Source organism: Mycobacterium interjectum, assembly GCF_900078675.2.
Taxonomy (GTDB): Bacteria; Actinomycetota; Actinomycetes; order Mycobacteriales; family Mycobacteriaceae; genus Mycobacterium; species Mycobacterium interjectum.
In genome coordinates this window covers 3,596,672-3,615,337 of record NZ_LT546237.1, presented here as the reverse complement: position 1 = coordinate 3,615,337, position 18,666 = coordinate 3,596,672, and the positions used below count along the sequence as shown (strand labels likewise).

Sequence of the window (18,666 nt, the reverse complement as noted above, 5' to 3'; positions counted from 1 at the left end):
GGGGCTGTGTTCGTGCTCACAGTTGTTGTCCTCGCTTCCACCGCGTCGCGGCCTGTTGACGCGCCGCCGCGCGCTGCTGCGCCCGGCCGCGAACGGCCTCTCCGGATTCGCACACCCGCGAGTGTCCGGCGAGGCCGAGTTGGCGGAGTAGATCGGCCGTGAGGTCTTGTAGCGACGCGCCCTGCAACAGCAGCGCCACCGGCGGCTCGACTCCGAAATCCGCACGCGCGGTGTTGCGGATGCGCACCGCCATCAGGGAATCCATCCCCAGGTCGATCAGTGGGACGGCGGCATCGACGGCCGATCGGTCGGCGTAACCCATGACTGCCGCGATGCGCGCGCGCAGCCGCTCCGTCAGCAGGCCTTGCGCTTCGGAGGGTTCGAGGCCGGTCAGTGAATCGGGACCGGCCCAATCACCGCCGTCGCCGGCGGCGTCGAGCTCCTCGACCACGTTGGTGAAATAACCGAGGCTGCGGATCTCGGGAAAGGCGATCAGCGCCCGGTCGGGGCGTAGCCGTCCGACGCCGGTGTGGCCCCGGTCGGCGGCCAGCAATGGCTCGAGCGCCGCGGTGCCCTCGGCCGGCGTGATCGGGTCGAGGGCGCCGCCGGTCAGGCTGCGGGCAAGCCCGACCTCTGCCCATGGCCCCCAGTTGATTACCGCCGCGGGTAGACCCGACGCGCGTCGCCAATCGACCAGCGCGTCGAGCCAGGCGCTTGCGCACGCGTATGCAGCCTGTCCCGGACCGCCCAGCATCGAAGCAGTGGACGAAAATCCGAGCCACCAGTCCAGTTCGCAGTGAGCGCTGGCTTGGTGCATTCGCTGCGCTCCGGTGACCTTGGGAGCCCACACCCGCTCGAGGCTTTCCTTGGTCATGGAGAGCACGAGGCCGTCGTCGAGCACCGCCGCCGCGTGCAGGACGCCACGCAGAGCTGACCCGCCTGCTGCCGCCACCAGCCTTTCCGCGACACCTTCGGTCGCCACATCTCCTGTAACCACGACGATTTCGGCCTTTTTCTCCAGTTCGCCAAGGAGCGTGCGCTGCTCGGCTGTGGGCTGGCCGCGGCCATTGAGGACCACGCGGCCCGCACCGCGATCCAGCAGCCAGCGCGCGAAAACCAAGCCAAGGCCACCCAGGCCGCCGGTGATGATATACGACGCCCCGGGGCGGACGACGTGCTCGCGCCTGGGCTCACCGAGGGTCGCCCGGAAAAGCCGCTCGACATAGCGCCGCCCGCCTCGCCACGCGACTACGTCGTCGATCGAGTCGGTAATCGCCGCAATCAGTTCGGCGTTCAGCGCTGCCGCAGCGTCCCCGGCGACATCGAGGTCGACGAGCGTGGTGCGCAGCTCGGGATGCTCGTAGGCCAGCACGCGCACCAGGCCTTTCAACGCGCCGATGCCAGGCTGACCTGGCTCGTCGTGAACGGCAAGGCCGCCCCTGGTGACGAGCCACAACCGCGGTGACTGGCCATGCCAGCCGCCGACGATCGCACGAACGACGGTGGAGACCGCCCAGAGTGATTCCCTCGCCTGGGCGATGCCGGCAGCGGTGACGCTCGGGTTCGCGCCGACGAAGGCGACCACCGCGACGGGCGGATGTTCGGGGTCACCTGCCGTTTCGGCGAATGCGGCGAGCACGGCGGGTTCGTCTTTCAGGTCTGCCGTGATCACCCGGCGGACCGGGGAACGCCAGTCGGCGACTAACCGTTCGATATCGGGTGCTGGCGCATCGGTAAGCACGAGCCAACTGCCCGGTACTTCGGCGTGCGTGGCACCGATCGGCCTCGTTACCCATGCGGTGTCGAAGATCTTCTGAGAAAGCGGAAGTGGCACGCTGCGCCGATCCACGCGCCGCAGGTAGATATCGTTGATCTCGGCCGTGACGGCCCCGGACTCGTTGGTCAAGACGATTCTGCCGAGCTTTCCCGCTCCGGCTTCGTCGAGGCTGGTCAGCTGGGACCAGCAGCGCGCGCGTCGGCCCGGGTCGCCGTACACCCGCAGTGTTTCGAATGACACAGGCAGATAACTGGTTTCGGCCGACCCCGCGACTTCTTCTTCCGGCATCGCGGCGGCAAGGCTCTGCAACGCCGCGTCCAGCATGACCGGGTGGATTCGATACCTCGAATGCCGGGGCGCCTGGTCGGGTAGGACGATCTCGGTCTCCGCAAAGCCGCCGGGTAGCCGGTGGATCGCGGTCAACGCCGCGAAAGCCGGCCCGTGATATTGCCCGGTGCGCCGCAGCGCGGTGTACAGGTCGGTCGGCTTGATGGCCGTTTCGCCGTGGCCGGCGACGGGTGGGGGTCGATCGGGAAGGCCATTTGCCGTGCACACCTCGGCCTTGGCGGTGGCGTGCCGCGACCAGTCGTGTCCGGGCGAGCGGGAATAGATCTCGACCCGGGTCTTCTCATCGGCGCCGCGGGTCACCTGCGTTGTCAGCTGGGTGTGCTCGTTGAGGGGAAGCATCTGTTCGACTTCGAGTTGGTTGATCGACAGGGCCCCGGTCGCCACACCGAACGCCTCGCCGGCTGCGGCTAAGGCGATCTCGGCGAACGCCGCGGCGGGCAGGATCGTTTGGTCGAACACCTTATGGTCACCGAGCCAGGGGGCCACCTGGGTGCCGACGTCGGCCTGCCAGACATGGTCCCGGCTCGACGGGACCTCGATGTGCGTGCCGAGCAGCGGGTGGGCGTCGACCAAGTCCGACATCCCCGACCGATCGGCGACCCAGAAGTTGTCGTGCTGCCAGGGTGTTACCGGGATGTCGGCGGGTCGGCCGTCGGTGGTGCCCGGCGCGGATTTCCCCACGGCGGCGAGCCGCGCGTGAAAAGTGACAGTGTCGTCGCTGTCGCGTTGCAGAGTGCCGATGGTGTGTGTTTCGGCCTCGCCGAGGGTGTCGATGATTGCGTGCGTGAGCAACGGATGTGGGCTGATCTCGATGAAGGTGTGGTGGGCGGCGGCGGCGGTGCTGATGGCTTGGTGGAAGCGCACCGGGTTGCGCAAGTTGGCGGCCCAGTAGTCGGCGTCCAGCAGCGGTACGGGACCATCGCAAGCGGTGCTGATCATCGGGATGGTCGGGGGCATGGGCGCCAAATCGGCAAGGGCCGAACGCAATTCCGGCAGTATCGGGTCGATGATCGGGTGGTGGGAGGCGACGTCGACCTCGACGCGTAGGGCCAGCAGGTTTCGCGCGGTCACCGCCGCGATGACGGCGTCCACCTGGTCGGGGGGGCCCGCGATCACCGATTCGCGTGGTGAGGCGTGCACCGCCAGCGTCACCTGCCGGTAGTCGGCGATCAGCGCCTCGACGGCCGGGCCGTCGAGTTCGAGCAAGGCCATCGCGCCCCGGCCGGCTAATCGCGCCAACAACGCCGACCGGACGGTGATCACCCGCAAACCCTCGGCGGGGGTCAGCGCCCCGGACACCACCGCGGCCGACACCTCGCCCATCGAGTGCCCAATCACCGCGCCGGGTTCGACACCGTAGTGCCGCCACAACGCGGTGAGTGCAAGCTGGATGGCCATTAGCATCGGTTGGATGTTGTGGATGCCGACCACCGTGCGGCCCTCCGCCAGGGTCTGGCTCAACGAAAAACCAGCCTGGGCAATGAATTCGGGCTCCAGGTCGGCGATCGCGGCGGCGAACGCGGGTTCGTCGGCCAGCAGTTGGCGGCCCATGCCGGCCCATTGCGAGCCCTGGCCGGAGTAGACGAACACCGTGCCATGCCCGCGGGCGCCCGCGATGGCTTCCACCACACCCGGCGCCGGGGCGCCGGCGGCCAAGGCCCGCAACCCCGCCGCCGCGGCCGAGTGGTCGCGGGCGACCACGACACCGACCTCGGAATGGCGGGCGCGGCGATGAGCCAACGTGTGCGCGACATCGGCCAGTGATATCGCGCCGCCGGGGCCCTCCATCCAGGCGGCCAGCGCGGTGGCCGTCGTGGCCTGCCGCTCCGGCGTCTTGCCGGACACCACCAATGTCGAAACCACAGCGGCGGTACTCGTCCGCGGCGCGGACGCCGCAGCGGGCGCCTGCTCGATCACGATATGCGCGTTGGTGCCGCTGAGGCCGAACGACGACACGGCCGCCCGACGTGTAGGACCGCTGGGCCACGCCGTGCCGTCGGTCGGCACGAAAAACCGGGTGGCCGAGGCGTCGATTGCCGGATTCCATCGGGTGAAGTGCAAATTGGGAGGAATGTATCCCCGGTCCACGGCCAGGATCGCCTTGATCAGCCCCGTAACACCTGCGGCCGCCTCCAGATGCCCGAGGTTGGTCTTGACCGACCCGAGCGCGCAGCCGCCGCCGTCCCGGCCGTAAGTGGCCGCCAGCGCCTCGAATTCGATGGGGTCGCCCAGAACTGTTCCGGTGCCGTGTGTTTCGACATAGTCCACGGTGCCCGCGGGCACGTCGGCCAGCCGTAGTGCGGTGGTGATCACGTCGCGCTGCGCCGCCGCGCTCGGGGCGGTCATGCCGTTGGAGCGGCCGTCCTGGTTGATCGCCGAACCGCGGACCACCGCCAGCACGCGATCGCCGTCGCGGACGGCGTCGGCCATCCGCTTGAGCACCACCACGCCGCACCCCTCGCCGCGGACGAACCCGTCGGCCATGGCGTCGAAGGTCCTGCACCGGCCCGTCGGAGACAAAGCGGACCACTTGGACAGCGCTATGCTGGTGAACGGCGACAACGACAGGTGCACCCCGCCCGCGAGCGCCACGTCGCTTTCCCGCAGGCGCAGGCTTTGGCAGGCCAGGTGGATCGCCACCAATGAGGACGAACACGCGGTGTCGACCGCCATCGCGGGGCCACGTAGCCCGAGCAGATAGGAAATCCGCCCCACCGCGGCGCTGTGTGGGTTTCCGGTGCTCATGTAGGCGTCGATCTCGGCGCGACGCTCGAGGTTGAGAATCGTGTAGTCCCACGCCGACAACCCCATAATCGCGGACGTTCGGGTGCCGCTCAGCGAATCCGTTGGCAGGCAGGCATGTTCGAGCGCTTCCCAGGCGACCTCGAGCAAGATCCGCTGCTGGGGGTCCATCGCCTCGGCCTCGCGCGGGGTGATGCCGAAGAAGTCGGCGTCGAATCCGGCGACATCGTCGACGAAGCCGCCCCATTTCGTCGCCATCTTTCCCGGCGCGTGCGGATCGGGATCGTAGAACGCATCCGCGGCCCACCGATCGGCCGGCACCTCGTCGACGGCGTCCCGGCCGTCGATCAGCAGCTGCCAGAAGCTTTCCGGCCCGCTCACACTCCCGGGTAGCCGGCAACCGATCCCGATCACCGCCACGGGTTCGGCGATGTCGGCCGGGAATGCCGTTCCCGCGCGGACAAGTTCACGCGCGAGTACCTCGCGCGCCTTCGGTGACATCTGGGCCGCACGCTCCGCGAGACTCGTCATGACTCGTTGCCCCCCGTCGCGGTTTCCAACTCGCTTGCGGCGACCAGTTCGGATAGCAGTTCCATTTCCTCATCCGACAACGCGGATTCAGCGTCGGGCGCCTGCTCGGCCTCGTCAAATGTTGCATAGCCCAGGCGCTCACACATGGCGCCTGCGAGATCGTGGATGGTCGGGTATGCCCAGACCAGGGCGGCCGGCAACGTGGTGCCCAGGCTGGACTCCAGCCTGTTCCGCAGCTCCAGGGCCATCAGCGAATCCAAGCCGAGCGACTCCATCGGCCGATCGTGATCGACCGGCTCGGCCGAGCGCAGCACCGCCCGGATCTCGTTGGCGATCGCGGTCGCGAGCCGGCTCGGGCGCTCGCGGGGATCGCTGGCGTCCAACTCGGCGCGGATCGCGCCGCCATACCGCGCGGGCTTTGCCGAGTCATGCAACTTCGCAAATAGCGATGAACCCGCTGCGGCGGGGAAGGATTGAAACCACTGGCGTGCGTCGAGGCTGAACACGCCGGTGCGCGCTCGGTCGGCCTGCAGCACTAGTTGCATTGCCGCAAGTCCCTGTTCGACCGTGTTCATCGAGACACCGAGATCGGCGAAGAACTGGGCACGTCCGACTTCGGCCCATGGACCCCAGTTGATTCCGACAGCGGGCAGCCCCAGAGAGCGCCGATAGGCGACCAGCCCGTCGACCCACGAGTTCGCGGCGGCGTACGCGCCCTGCCCGGGCGCGCCGAGCAATGAAGACGCTGACGAGAACGTCAACCACCAATCCACGTCCAGATGGGCGCTGGCCTGGTGAAGGCGCCAGCCACCGGTCACTTTCGGCGCGAACACACGCCGCGCGGCCGATTCGGACATGTTCAACACGATCTCGTCATCGAGGACCATTGCGCTGTGCAGGACTCCGGCCAGCCGGAAGCCCGCGTCTTCGACCGCGCGCACCAACCGCTCTGCGGTACCGGGTGCGGCGATGTCACCGGTAACCACCTCGACCCGGTTGCCCGCCGCGTTGAGTTCCGCGATCGCCGCTGTGACGCCGTCGCCGGGAGCCGAACGGCTGTTGAGCACAACCAGTCCCGCGCCGTGCTCCGCCAACCATTGAGCGACGACAAAACCGAGACCACCCATGCCACCTACGACGACATATCCGCCGTCGGGGCTTACCAGCGACTGCGGTGGCGGCGGCGCGATCGCCTCGACGCTGCCGTGCGCCGGAATCGAGACGGCGATTTTGCCGGTATGCCTGCCGGATGCCATCAACGCGAAGGCGTCGGCCGCGGCGTCGAGGCTGAAAGCGGTGACGGGAAGCGGCCGCAGTTTGCCGTCCGCGACGTGCTGCAGGATGTCTTGGAGCATCCGGCGATAGCGCGTCGGTTGCCGCTTCAGATTCAGGTCGAGGTCGACTACAGCGAAGGATGCGCTCTTGGCGAGTCCGGCCAGCCCGAGGCTGGCGTCGGCATAGACGTCCTTTTTGCCCAGCTCGATGAACCGACCACCGGGGGCTAGCAGCTTCACTCCGCGCCGGATCGCCTCGCCCGGAAGCGAATTGATGATGACATCCACCCCGTAACCATCGGTGGCGCCGAGTATCTCATCGGCGAAGTCCACGCCCCGGGAGTTACCGACGTACTCCACACCAAGCCCGTCCAGCATTTCCCGCTTGGCATCCGAACCTGCCGTCGTGTAGATGCGGGCACCGATCATCTTCGCGATTGAAACCGCCGCCAGTCCGACACCGCCGGTGGCCGAATGGATGAGCACGCGTTCCCCCGCGCCCAGCCGCCCAACCTCGCACAGCGAGTGCCAGGCGGTCAGGTACGCGATGCCGAACGCCGCGGCCTCGGAATCCGCCAGCGTGTCGGGGACCGGGACCGCGAGGTCCGCGAGCGTCGTCAGGTGGGAGCCGAATGTGCCCGGACCGAAGGCGATCACGCGCCGCCCGACCTCGCTCGAGTCGACGCCGGAGCCGACGGCAGTCACGACGCCGACACATTCGCCTCCGATGACGGGCGGGGCACCGTCGAGCCCGGGATACACGCCCATCGCCTTGAGCACGTCGCTGAAGTTGAGGCCCGCGGCCAGGACACGAACCTCCACCTGACCGGGCGCGGGCGGGATCCGCGTTACCGCGTGCACTCGCAGCGTATCCAACCGCCCGGGTTGATCGATCTGCAGCCGTACCGCGCCTCCGCCGTCCAGGTTCACCACCGTGCAGCGGGATTCATGGACGAGATCTCCGGTGGCCGTGGTGGGCGCCTGGACCAGCCTGTTGACGTATCGCTGTCCATCGCGGAGAGCGACCTCGTCGGCGTCGCAACCGGTGAGCAGTTCCTGGGTGAGGGCGCCAAGTTCGTCGGTGCCGCCGGCCTCGATGTCGACGATTGTCGGCTTGAGTTCGGGATGTTCGAAGGTCAGCACCCGCGCGATGCCCCGAAGTGCCGTCTGTGCCAGCGTGACTCGATCAGCCGGGTCGAATTGTTGCGCGCCGCGGGTGACGATCCATAGCCGCGGGCTGTTGCGAGTGCCCATTCGAGTCACGGCTTTTGTAATGTCGGCTATCAGGAGCGTGCGCGCCAGCGCCAGGTCAAGTTGATCCCCCTCCGGAAGCGACTCGTCGGCGGCTCGAGGCGGGCAGATCACGACGATGCCATCCCACCCAGCATCGGTTCGAGTGATCGCCGCACGCAGCTGTGCCGTGTCGGTCAGGGATACCAGCTCGACTTCGGCGACGCCGTCGCGCAGTGAGGACTGCAGCGCGGGCAGCAGCGGGTCGCCCGCGGCGGGGTCACCTATCAACAACACGCCGTTGAGGCTGCGGGCCGGCTTGCCCCGTGGTGTCGGTTCCCACTCCACCGTGAACAGGCGGTCGGTGAGTTCCTTTGCGGCGCACATCGATCCGAGTACCGTCATCTCCACTTCGTCGATGACGAGCAGCGGTTGGCCGTTCGGGTCGGTCAGCTCGACACGCCCCAGGAGCCGGTTCGGGCTGTCGGTCGCCGCAAGCTCTCCAATCGCGCAGACACCGTCGGTGATATCGCCGTATACATGGATGCCCGCGAAACGTACAGGCAAGACTAGCGTTTGGTGGGCGTGCTGCCCCCCGGCCAGCTCGGTAGCCGCCCGGGTGGCGCCGAGTGCCTGCACCGCGATGTCCATCATCACCGGGTGCAGGACGAAGTTGTGGGAACCCGGCCTCGCTGACGGCGGGAGACGCACTTCCGCGCGGGCGGCGCCGGACCGTGTGGTGGTGAGCCCCACGATGCCGCGGAACGCCGGCCCGTGTTGTTGCCCGGCGCCACGCAGCCGCTGGTACAGCTCGTCGGGGTCGAGTCCGGTCACGAGGCCAGGGAGGCCATCGTCCACCGGCGTTGCCCTGTAATCCGTTTCGCGGGCAACGATAGCGGTGGCGTGCTTGATCCACCCCAAAGTGGAGTTGTGGGTGCGTATTTCGATGCAGCACGTTTGGTCATCGCCGGTGAGCGTCGTGACAAGGACGGTGCTGTCGGTGATGTGCAGGACTTGATGGAGGCTGAGCTCGCGGATCAGCCAGTGGTGGTCTTCGGCGCGTTCCGAGTCCTTGCCCGCGTTCGTCGCTGCCGCCAGTGCGATCTCGGCGTAGGCGGACCCAGGAAGGACGCACAGATCGTCGATCACGTGATCACTGAGCCACAGCAGATCCGGGCTCAGTTCACATTCCCATATCCGAGTCCCAGTGCCAGGGTCGGTGACACCGGTGCCCAGCAACGGGTGTGCATTTGGCGCGTGGTGCCCCCCGGTTGAGGGAGAGATCCAGTGGTGAGTGTGCTGCCACGGGGTTGCGGGCAGTATCGGATGCGGTTCGGGAGGGTGGGGGGTGTGGGGCGGCCGGGTTGTGTGAGCGGCGTTGAGGTTGGTGTGGAAGGCCAGGGTGTCGTGCGCATCGCGTTGCAGGGTGCCGAGGCTCACATGGTCGGCACCCTCACACGCGGCCAGCGTCTCGCCGATAGCGTGCGTCAGCAGTGGGTGGGGACTGATTTCAATAAAGGTGTGGTGGTCGTCGCCCGCACGGGCGATGGCCTGCTGGAAGCGCACGGGGTTGCGCATGTTGGTGGCCCAGTGCTCCGCGTCGAAGACGGGGCCGGTGCCGAGGTCTTCATAGGTGGTGGAAATGATCGGGATGGCCGGTGGCCGCGGAGTGAGGTCGGCTAGCTCCGAGCGCATATCAGGCAGTAGGGCGTCCATGGCCGGGTTGTGGGGAGCCACTTCGATGTTGACGCGGCTGGCGAGGTGGTCCTGCGCGCGGACCTTGTCGATGAGGTCCTCGATCATCGTGGTGGGGCCCGCGATGACGGTTTGGCGCGGTGAGGCGTAGATCGCCAACGTGACCTGCGGATGGTCCGCGATCAGTACTTCGGTGGTGGCGGCGTCGAGTTCGAGCAGGGCCATGGTGCCCTGACCGCACAGCGGTGCCATCAGCCGGGAGCGGGTCGCGGTGACCCGCAGTCCCTCGGCGGGGGTGAGCGCCCCGGCGGCCACCGCGGCGGCCACCTCGCCCATGGAGTGCCCGATCACCAGATCGGGGTGCACCCCGTAGGAGCGCCACAGCTGGGTCAGCGCCAGCTGCATGCCGATCACGCCGAGCTGAATCTGTTCGATACCGACCAGCTCCTTGCCGCCGGCGATGAGGTCGTGCAGGGAAAACCCGGCCTGGGCAACAAAGGTCGGCTCCAGCTCGCTCACGGCTGCGGCGAAGGCGGGTTCGTCGGCCAACAGCCGCCGGCCCATCCCGGCCCATTGGGACCCCCGACCCGAGTAGACAAAAACCGTGCCGGGCCCGGGCACGTTGTCGGTGGGGCCGATCACCCCGGGGGCGTGCTGGCCCGCGGCCAGCGCCTGCAACCCGGCCAGCGCCTGGGCGCGGTGGCGGGCGACCACGGTGCCGAACCTGGCCTGGCGGGCACGGTGATGATTCACCGTATGGGCCACCTGCGCCAACCCCACCCCGGCCCCAGCACCTTGCATCCACTCGGCCAACACCGACGCCGTCGCGGCCACCCGCTGGGATGTCTTACCCGACACCACCAACACCGAAACCCCACCATCGGACCCACCCCCAACCACAGGCGCCAACTCCTGACCCTGCTCAACCACCACATGCGCATTCGTCCCACCCAGGCCAAAGGAGGACACGGCAGCGCGACGCGGACCCGAATTAGACGGCCACGCAACCTTTTCCAGGGGAACGAAAAAGCGTGTCGGTGATGGATCGATCGCCGGGTTCCACTGCGAGAAATGTAGGTTCGGTGGAATTTGGCCGTGCTGGACTGCCAGCACCGCCTTGATGAACCCAGCCACTCCCGACGCGGCCTCGAGGTGGCCGATGTTCGTCTTTACCGCGCCCAGCGCGCATGAGCCCTCGCCGCGGCCGTAGGTGGCCGCCAGCGCCTCGAACTCGATCGGGTCTCCGAGCGATGTGCCGGTCCCGTGGGCCTCCACGTAGTGCACACTTTCCGGCGCCACATCGGCCGAACGCAACGCATCGGCGATCACATCGCATTGAGCCGCGGTGTTGGGCGCGGTGATGCCGTTGGAGCGGCCGTCCTGATTGACCGCGGAGCCGCGCACCACCGCCAATACGCGGTCCCTGTCCCGCACCGCGTCGGCGAGCCGCTTGAGCACCACCACCCCGGCGCCCTCACCGCGCACAAACCCATCGGCCGCCGCATCGAACGTCGCGCAGCGGCCCTGTGGCGACAGCAACCCCCAGGCTGAGATCGCGATTTGGGTCTCGGGGCGCAGAGTCACGCTGACGCCACCCGCCAACGCCAAGTCGCTTTCTCGCAATCGCAGGCTTTGACAGGCCAGATGAATCGCGGCCAGGGACGACGAACACGCCGTATCCACCGCCACGGCCGGACCGCGCAGGCCCAACAGGTACGAGATCCGTCCGGCGGTGATGCTGTGCGAGTTGCCGGTTCCGGTGTAGGCGTCCACGTCGAGCGGTCCGGAGGCCAGTATCGACTGGTATTCGTTGAAGTAGGCGCCGATCATGACGCCGGTTCGTGTGTCGGCTAGCGAATCCGTCGGGATGCCCGCATGTTCGAGCGCTTCCCACGCGACCTCGAGCACCATTCGTTGCTGAGGGTCCATCGCGACGGCCTCGCGCGGGGTGATGCCGAAAAATTCGGCGTCGAATCCCGCGATGTCGGGAACGAACCCGCCCCACTTGGTGGTCATATGCCCGGGTGTCATTGGGTCCGGGCTGTAGAACGCGTCCGCGTCCCAGCGATCCGCGGGGATCTTGGTGATTGCGTTTCGTCCGTGGACCAATAACTCCCAGAAGCTATCCGGACCGGTCACATCACCTGGAAAGCGGCAGCCGATCCCCACTACTGCGATGGGCTCCGTGGTGGTGGTGCGCGATGCTCGCGAGAACTCTTCGGAAAGGGCGGTGCGCTGCTGAGCCGTCATCGCCGAGATGCGACTGTAAAGAGTTCGCATTACGCGAGCTCCTCAGCGGTGACAGATGATGACTCGATGCGTTCGAGCAAGCTGTCCAATGTGTTTCCTGCAGAGGCGGACAGCGCCGCGATCTCGTCCTCTTCGGAATCCTCCGACGGGGCAACAAGTTTCGCGAGATACTCGGTCAGTGACGCGACGGTCGGGTGGTTGAACAGCATTGTCGCCGACAACTCGACGCCCACCAGCGTCTCGGCCGCGCGTCGGATCGCCATCGCCATGAGGGAGTTGAGGCCCAGTTCGGCGAGGGGCCGGTCGTTCTCCAGATCCGGCTCGGGGATCCGCAATTCGCGGGCGACGATGTCACGCAGGCCGGTTTCCAGCTCCTCGCGCACCATCGCGGAAGAAAGATGCGACCAATCCCGCGCCGGGATCGGGGCCGTATCGCGGGCATCTTGGAGCAAGTCGTCGACGATGTGTAGGGCTGTGCGGGTTCGGTATGCGGCTGCGAGCAGTGGCCAGTCCGCGTTGACCATGATGGAGTGGGCTCCGGCGGCCGGGTTCATCAGGAGTGGCAGTGCGGTGATGGCGGTTTCGTCGTTCATGGGCAGTAGCCCGGATCCGAGGCTGACCTGGCCGAATTGGTGTTGGGTGTCGGCCAGTGATTTCCATAATCCCCAGTTGATGGTGGTGGCGGGTAGGCCCATGACGCGGCGTGCGTAGGCCAGGGCGTCGAGGTAGCCGCTGGTGGCGGTGTAGTGGGCCAGCCAGCGGGAGCCGGTCAGTCCTGAGATGGAGGAGAACAGCACGAAGTGGCGCACCGGGGTCTTCAGGGTCAACCGGTGCAACAGCGCCGCGGTGTCGACCTTGGGTGCGAACATCGCCATCACGTCGTCGTTTGTCATCTCGCTGAGCAGCACGGGTTGGCCAGCGAAGGCGGCGAGATAGATGCCTTCCAGCGGTGGTAGATCGCCGCCGAATTGGTTGAACAGTGCGCTCATAGCGGCTTCGTCGGTCGCATCGGCGGCCACGGTGACCAGGATCGTGCCCTGGGCGGCGAGGCTTTCCGTTAACGCCTGCAGCCGCAGGCCGGGTTTGCGTGATACCGCGATGATGGTCTTGGCGCCCATGGTGGCGAGTTGGCGGATCAGGTGTGGTCCGATGTTGCCGGTGGCGCCGATGACGAGCTGGCAGGCGTTGCCGTCCAGCGTGACCGGATCGGCGGGCAGGGTGCGCGGGTGCAGCCGGGGCACGAGCCGTTCGCCCCGGCGGTAGATGACCTGGTCTTCGCCGTCGGTGTTAGTCGCCTCGCTGAGCACCTGCGCCGCGACCAGCTCGGGGGGCACGGAGGCATCGAAATCGAGGATGCCGCCCCAGATTTGGGGGTGTTCCAGGGCCAGGGTGCGTCCCAGGCCCCAGAGCACCCCGTGCGCGGGGTTGGCGCGGTCGCCTTCGGCGACGGGTTGGGCGTTGCGGGTCACGATGAACAACTTGGCCGGCATGTCGGCCGCCACCATCGCGGCGGCCAGCATGCGCACCTCGTGAAACAGCCGATACGCCGTCTCGAGATCGAACAGCGTCCCTAAGTCGGACGGTGTGTACAACACACGATCGATGCCATTGAGCGCATGGATCAGCGACGTCTCTTCATCGAGGAGCGAGGCATCTGCGACGTCGACACGCGATTGCGGGCCCGCGAGCCAGCGTAGCTCCGTGGCCAGCTCGGCATGGCCCACCGCCAACCAGCGACCTCCGGCGGCATCGGTATCGGACTTCGCACTGGCAAGGGGCTTCGCCGGCCAGGTCATCGCATAGNTGTGCGGGTTCGGTATGCGGCTGCGAGCAGTGGCCAGTCCGCGTTGACCATGATGGAGTGGGCTCCGGCGGCCGGGTTCATCAGGAGTGGCAGTGCGGTGATGGCGGTTTCGTCGTTCATGGGCAGTAGCCCGGATCCGAGGCTGACCTGGCCGAATTGGTGTTGGATGTCGGCCAGTGATTTCCATAATCCCCAGTTGATGGTGGTGGCGGGTAGGCCCATGACGCGGCGTGCGTAGGCCAGGGCGTCGAGGTAGCCGCTGGTGGCGGTGTAGTGGGCCAGCCAGCGGGAGCCGGTCAGTCCTGAGATGGAGGAGAACAGCACGAAGTGGCGCACCGGGGTCTTCAGGGTCAACCGGTGCAACAGCGCCGCGGTGTCGACCTTGGGTGCGAACATCGCCATCACGTCGTCGTTTGTCATCTCGCTGAGCAGCACGGGTTGGCCAGCGAAGGCGGCGAGATAGATGCCTTCCAGCGGTGGTAGATCGCCGCCGAATTGGTTGAACAGTGCGCTCATAGCGGCTTCGTCGGTCGCATCGGCGGCCACGGTGACCAGGATCGTGCCCTGGGCGGCGAGGCTTTCCGTTAACGCCTGCAGCCGCAGGCCGGGTTTGCGTGATACCGCGATGATGGTCTTGGCGCCCATGGTGGCGAGTTGGCGGATCAGGTGTGGTCCGATGTTGCCGGTGGCGCCGATGACGAGCTGGCAGGCGTTGCCGTCCAGCGTGACCGGATCGGCGGGCAGGGTGCGCGGGTGCAGCCGGGGCACGAGCCGTTCGCCCCGGCGGTAGATGACCTGGTCTTCGCCGTCGGTGTTAGTCGCCTCGCTGAGCACCTGCGCCGCGACCAGCTCGGGGGGCACGGAGGCATCGAAATCGAGGATGCCGCCCCAGATTTGGGGGTGTTCCAGGGCCAGGGTGCGTCCCAGGCCCCAGAGCACCCCGTGCGCGGGGTTGGCGCGGTCGCCTTCGGCGACGGGTTGGGCGTTGCGGGTCACGATGAACAACTTGGCCGGCATGTCGGCCGCCACCATCGCGGCGGCCAGCATGCGCACCTCGTGAAACAGCCGATACGCCAAAGCGACATCCAGCGGGTCGCCAGGGGCCGGGAGCGCGTAGAGCACGTAATCGACATCACTGCGCGCGTCGTCCGATATCGGCGGCTCGACATCGTCGGCCAGTACCTCAGTGAAACGTGCGAGTTCACGGGCCACGTCGGCATGACCCACCACCAGCCATCGGCCACGAGTTGAGGTCGCAATGTTCGGCTGAGTATGGGGAAGTGGGCGCGGTTGCCACACAACCCGATGAGACCAGTCNGTGCTGGCCCGCGGCCAGCGCCTGCAACCCGGCCAGCGCCTGGGCGCGGTGGCGGGCGACCACGGTGCCGAACCTGGCCTGGCGGGCACGGTGATGATTCACCGTATGGGCCACCTGCGCCAACCCCACCCCGGCCCCAGCACCTTGCATCCACTCGGCCAACACCGACGCCGTCGCGGCCACCCGCTGTGATGTCTTACCCGACACCACCAACACCGAAACCCCACCATCGGACCCACCCCCAACCACAGGCGCCAACTCCTGACCCTGCTCAACCACCACATGCGCATTCGTCCCACCGAATCCGAACGAGGAAACCCCGGCCCGGCGCGAGCGGCCTGTGTCCGGCCAGTCAATCTGTGTATCAACGACTTTCATCCGCAAGGCGGCAAAGGAGATATGCGGGTTCGGGTTCTCGAATTGTTGATTCGGCGGGATCTGGCCATGTTGCATCGCCAGCACCGTCTTGATGAAGCCCGCGATCCCTGCCGCCGCCTCGGTGTGTCCGAGATTCGTCTTCACGGCACCAACGAGTAGGGGGGACTCCTCGGAACGTCCGCGACCCAGCACGGCGCCGAGAGCGCGCGCTTCGATCGGGTCGCCCAACAACGTTCCGGTCCCGTGCGTTTCGACATAATCCACGTCGCCCGGCTGCATCCCCGCGTTGGCATAGGCGGCGCGCAGCACCGCCATTTGAGCCGCCGGGTTGGGAGCCATCAGGCCGTTGGAGCGGCCGTCCTGATTGACCGCGGAGCCGCGCACCACCGCCAATACGCGGTCCCTGTCCCGCACCGCGTCGGCGAGCCGCTTGAGCACCACCACCCCGGCGCCCTCACCGCGCACAAACCCATCGGCCGCCGCATCGAACGCGCGGCACTTACCCGTCGGAGACAATGCACCGACTTGGTCGAAGCCGCGAAATACCGCCGGGGACAACAACAGGTTCACACCGGCCGCGATCGCCAGATGGGAATCCCCGGTCCGCAGGCTTTGGCAGGCCAGATGAATAGCCACCAGCGAGGACGAGCAGGCGGTATCCACGGCCATCGACGGGCCGCGCAGGTCAAGGAAGTAGGAAAGGCGGTTGGCGATGATACTCATCGCGCCGCCGGTGTTGCTCCAACCGTCGACCTGACAGAAATCGTTGGAAGCGATAGCCCCGTATTCACTCAGGCATGCCCCGGCGAATACTCCCGTCTGCGTCCGGCGCAGCGTGCTGGGCGCAATTCCCGCGTGCTCCAACGCTTCCCAGGCCACTTCCAACAGCAGGCGTTGTTGGGGGTCCATCTTGGCCGCTTCGCTGGGCGAGATCTCGAAGAACTCCGCATCGAAGGCGTCGATGTCGGGCAGGAATGATCCCCAGCGAGTCGTGCGGGCCAGCGCTGCTGCCACCTCGGGTGAGCCGGTCGCGAATGGCCGCCACCGTTCGGGCGGCACTTTGCCAATCGAGCAGCCGCGCTCGCAGAGGAACTGCCACAACGCCCCAGGCCCCGAGATCCCCGGGAACCGGCACCCCATTCCGATCACAGCGATCGGCTCGTCGAGCGAGTTGGGGGCCCCACGCTTCGGAGCGGGGTCGGGTTCGGGCTCGGGCTCGGGTGCGGTGAGGTAGGCGGCCAACGCGTTGATCGTCGGGTGCTCCCAGAAATCGATCGGAGAGATGCTCTTGCCCAGCAACTCTGACAACTCACCGGAAAGCACGACCGAATCGCGCGAGCTCACTCCGAGGTCCGCCAGTGACAGATCGGGGTCAACCTCATCCGGCGTGCAGCCGATATTGGTGACCAAGTAGTCGACCAGCCAGTGGCGGAGTTCGGCTTCGCTACCGATGCCTGACGTCATACCGTCAGGTCCAGGCGCTCGAACCCGTCGCTCCGATACCGTTCGACGCAGGTTGAACGCCGGATCTTGCCGCTTGTAGTGATTGGAATCGAACCAGGAGCCACCAGAACAAGGTCCGCAACGCGCAGGCCATGTGCTTTCGCTATCGCCGAGGTGACTTCGCGCTTCACCGACCGAAGTTTGGCGGTGGCTTCCTCCGCGGTTCCGCGCCTCTTCAGTTCAATGACCGCCACCAGTAGTTCGCTGATGTCGGTCGGTACAGCGATCGCCGCACAGCGGCCTCCCGTGATCTCTTGAATGGTCGCCTCGATGTCATCGGGTGAGTGGTTTCGCCCATCGACGATGAGAAGGTCTTTGATGCGGCCCACGATGAACAGTTCGCCGTCGGAGAAGAAGCCCAAATCGCCGGTTCTGAGCCACGGCCGCCGCGCGGTCTCCAGCGATGGGTCGAGCAGCTCCGCGCCGAACGTGTGCGCCGACGCATGCGGATTTCGCCAGTAACCGTCGGCGACGTTGTCGCCGTGGATCCAGATCTCCCCGACCTTGCCGGCGGGGTTCTCGACTCGGGTCTCCGGGTCGACGATCCGCACTGTGACAGCACGAGGTACGCCGCAGCTGACCAGATCGACACCGACCTGGTCACCGGATGGCTGCGCATAGCCGGCCGACAGCTTCTGGTAGTCGAATCGGGCGGTTGTTGGCGGCCGCCCCGGCGGATTCGACGCCGCGTACACCGTCGCTTCCGCGAGTCCATACCCCGGCTTCAACGCGGTGTCGCGCAGGTTGAACCGGGCGAAGCGCTCGATGAAACGCTTGAGCGTAGCCGCGTGGACGCGTTCGGCACCGAAGGCGAACGTGTGGACGTGCCCCAGGTCCAGCCCGGCCATATCCTCGTCGGTGGTACGTCTTACAACCAGTTCATAGGCGAAGTTGGGGCCCCCAGTGTAGGTCCGAGTGTTGCGGGCCGCCAACTGCATCCACCGGGCCGGCTTCTGCAGAAACGCCATCGGACTCATGAATACGACGCGACGTCCCGCCACTATCGGGAGTGCTATGCCGCTCATCAGACCCAGGTCGTGGTAAAAGGGCAGCCATATGACGATCGTGGTGTCCGGCGGCGCTGCGTTGCCGTGATCCTCGAAAGTGTCGGAGATCAACTGCGTCATATTCGCCATCACGTTTTGGTGGGTGACCACAACACCGGCCGGTGTGCGGGTCGAGCCGGAGGTGTACTGAAGATAGGCCGGTCCGGAACGGGAATGGGTTAGTGGAGGCAGTTCGCGCGGCGAATCCAAGTCGAGCAGGTCGACTTCGATGACGAACGGAGTCGGCCAACCCTCGTGTCCGCCGGCATATTTCGTCACCTCGCCAACAACGGCGGAAGTCGTCAGAATGGCGACCGGGTTGCAATCCCGCAGCACGGAGGAAATCCGGTCGTCGTGAACACCGAATTGCGGTGTTGAGAGTGGAACCGCGATGAGGCCAGCCTGAAGCGCCCCAAGGAATGCGACGACGTACTCCAGTCCCTGGGGGGCGACAATCGCGACCCTGTCGCCCGGCGACCCGCACAGTGCGAGCTCTTCAGCAACGGTGCAAGCGCGCCGGAACAGTTGTGACCATGTCAGGCTTTCAGTAAACCCGGACTGGTCATGCTCGTAGTCGATGTATGTGAACGCCAACGCATCCGGCTGTTGGTCGGCCCGCTCCCGCAGCAGAGCGACGATGGACGAGTCGGTTTGCACCATCCCTTGCCTTCCATATTCGCTGTCGGCGTTCATTGTGGGCACGCCCTGTATGTCCCGCCTCTCGGGCGGCTTTGCGCGTCACGTGGAACGCCCGTGGCCGCGGCACCTGC

4 protein-coding genes and 2 pseudogenes are annotated in these 18,666 nt (G+C 66.8%); all 6 read right to left on the bottom strand.

Going from position 1 to position 18,666, the window contains the following annotated elements; all coding sequences use genetic code 11:
* Window positions 1-16: 16 nt before the first annotated feature.
* Window positions 17-5,398 carry a type I polyketide synthase gene (locus tag BN4348_RS51815; protein WP_066916171.1) on the bottom strand — a complete coding sequence of 1,794 codons (5,382 nt, stop codon included), beginning with the start codon at window positions 5,396-5,398 and terminating at the stop codon, window positions 17-19.
* Window positions 5,395-11,877, bottom strand: coding sequence for a type I polyketide synthase (locus BN4348_RS51810; RefSeq protein ID WP_084454463.1), 6,483 nt, complete (start codon window positions 11,875-11,877; stop codon window positions 5,395-5,397). Before BN4348_RS51810 ends, BN4348_RS51815 begins: the two co-directional genes overlap by 4 nt.
* Entirely contained in the window at window positions 11,877-13,442 is a 1,566-nt protein-coding gene (locus BN4348_RS51805) for a beta-ketoacyl reductase (RefSeq protein WP_407937929.1), read from the bottom strand. Before BN4348_RS51805 ends, BN4348_RS51810 begins: the two co-directional genes overlap by 1 nt.
* Window positions 13,443-13,654: 212 nt before the next feature.
* Window positions 13,655-14,776 (bottom strand): annotated as a pseudogene (locus tag BN4348_RS61825) (SDR family oxidoreductase); the annotation flags it as partial.
* Window positions 14,777-14,924: 148 nt separating this feature from the next.
* Window positions 14,925-16,811: pseudogene (locus BN4348_RS51795) on the bottom strand (type I polyketide synthase); the annotation flags it as partial.
* Entirely contained in the window at window positions 16,808-18,556 is a 1,749-nt protein-coding gene (locus BN4348_RS51790) for an AMP-binding protein (protein ID WP_066916169.1), read from the bottom strand. The gene BN4348_RS51790 and the pseudogene BN4348_RS51795, both read right to left, overlap by 4 nt.
* Between the last annotated feature and the right edge of the window lie 110 nt (window positions 18,557-18,666).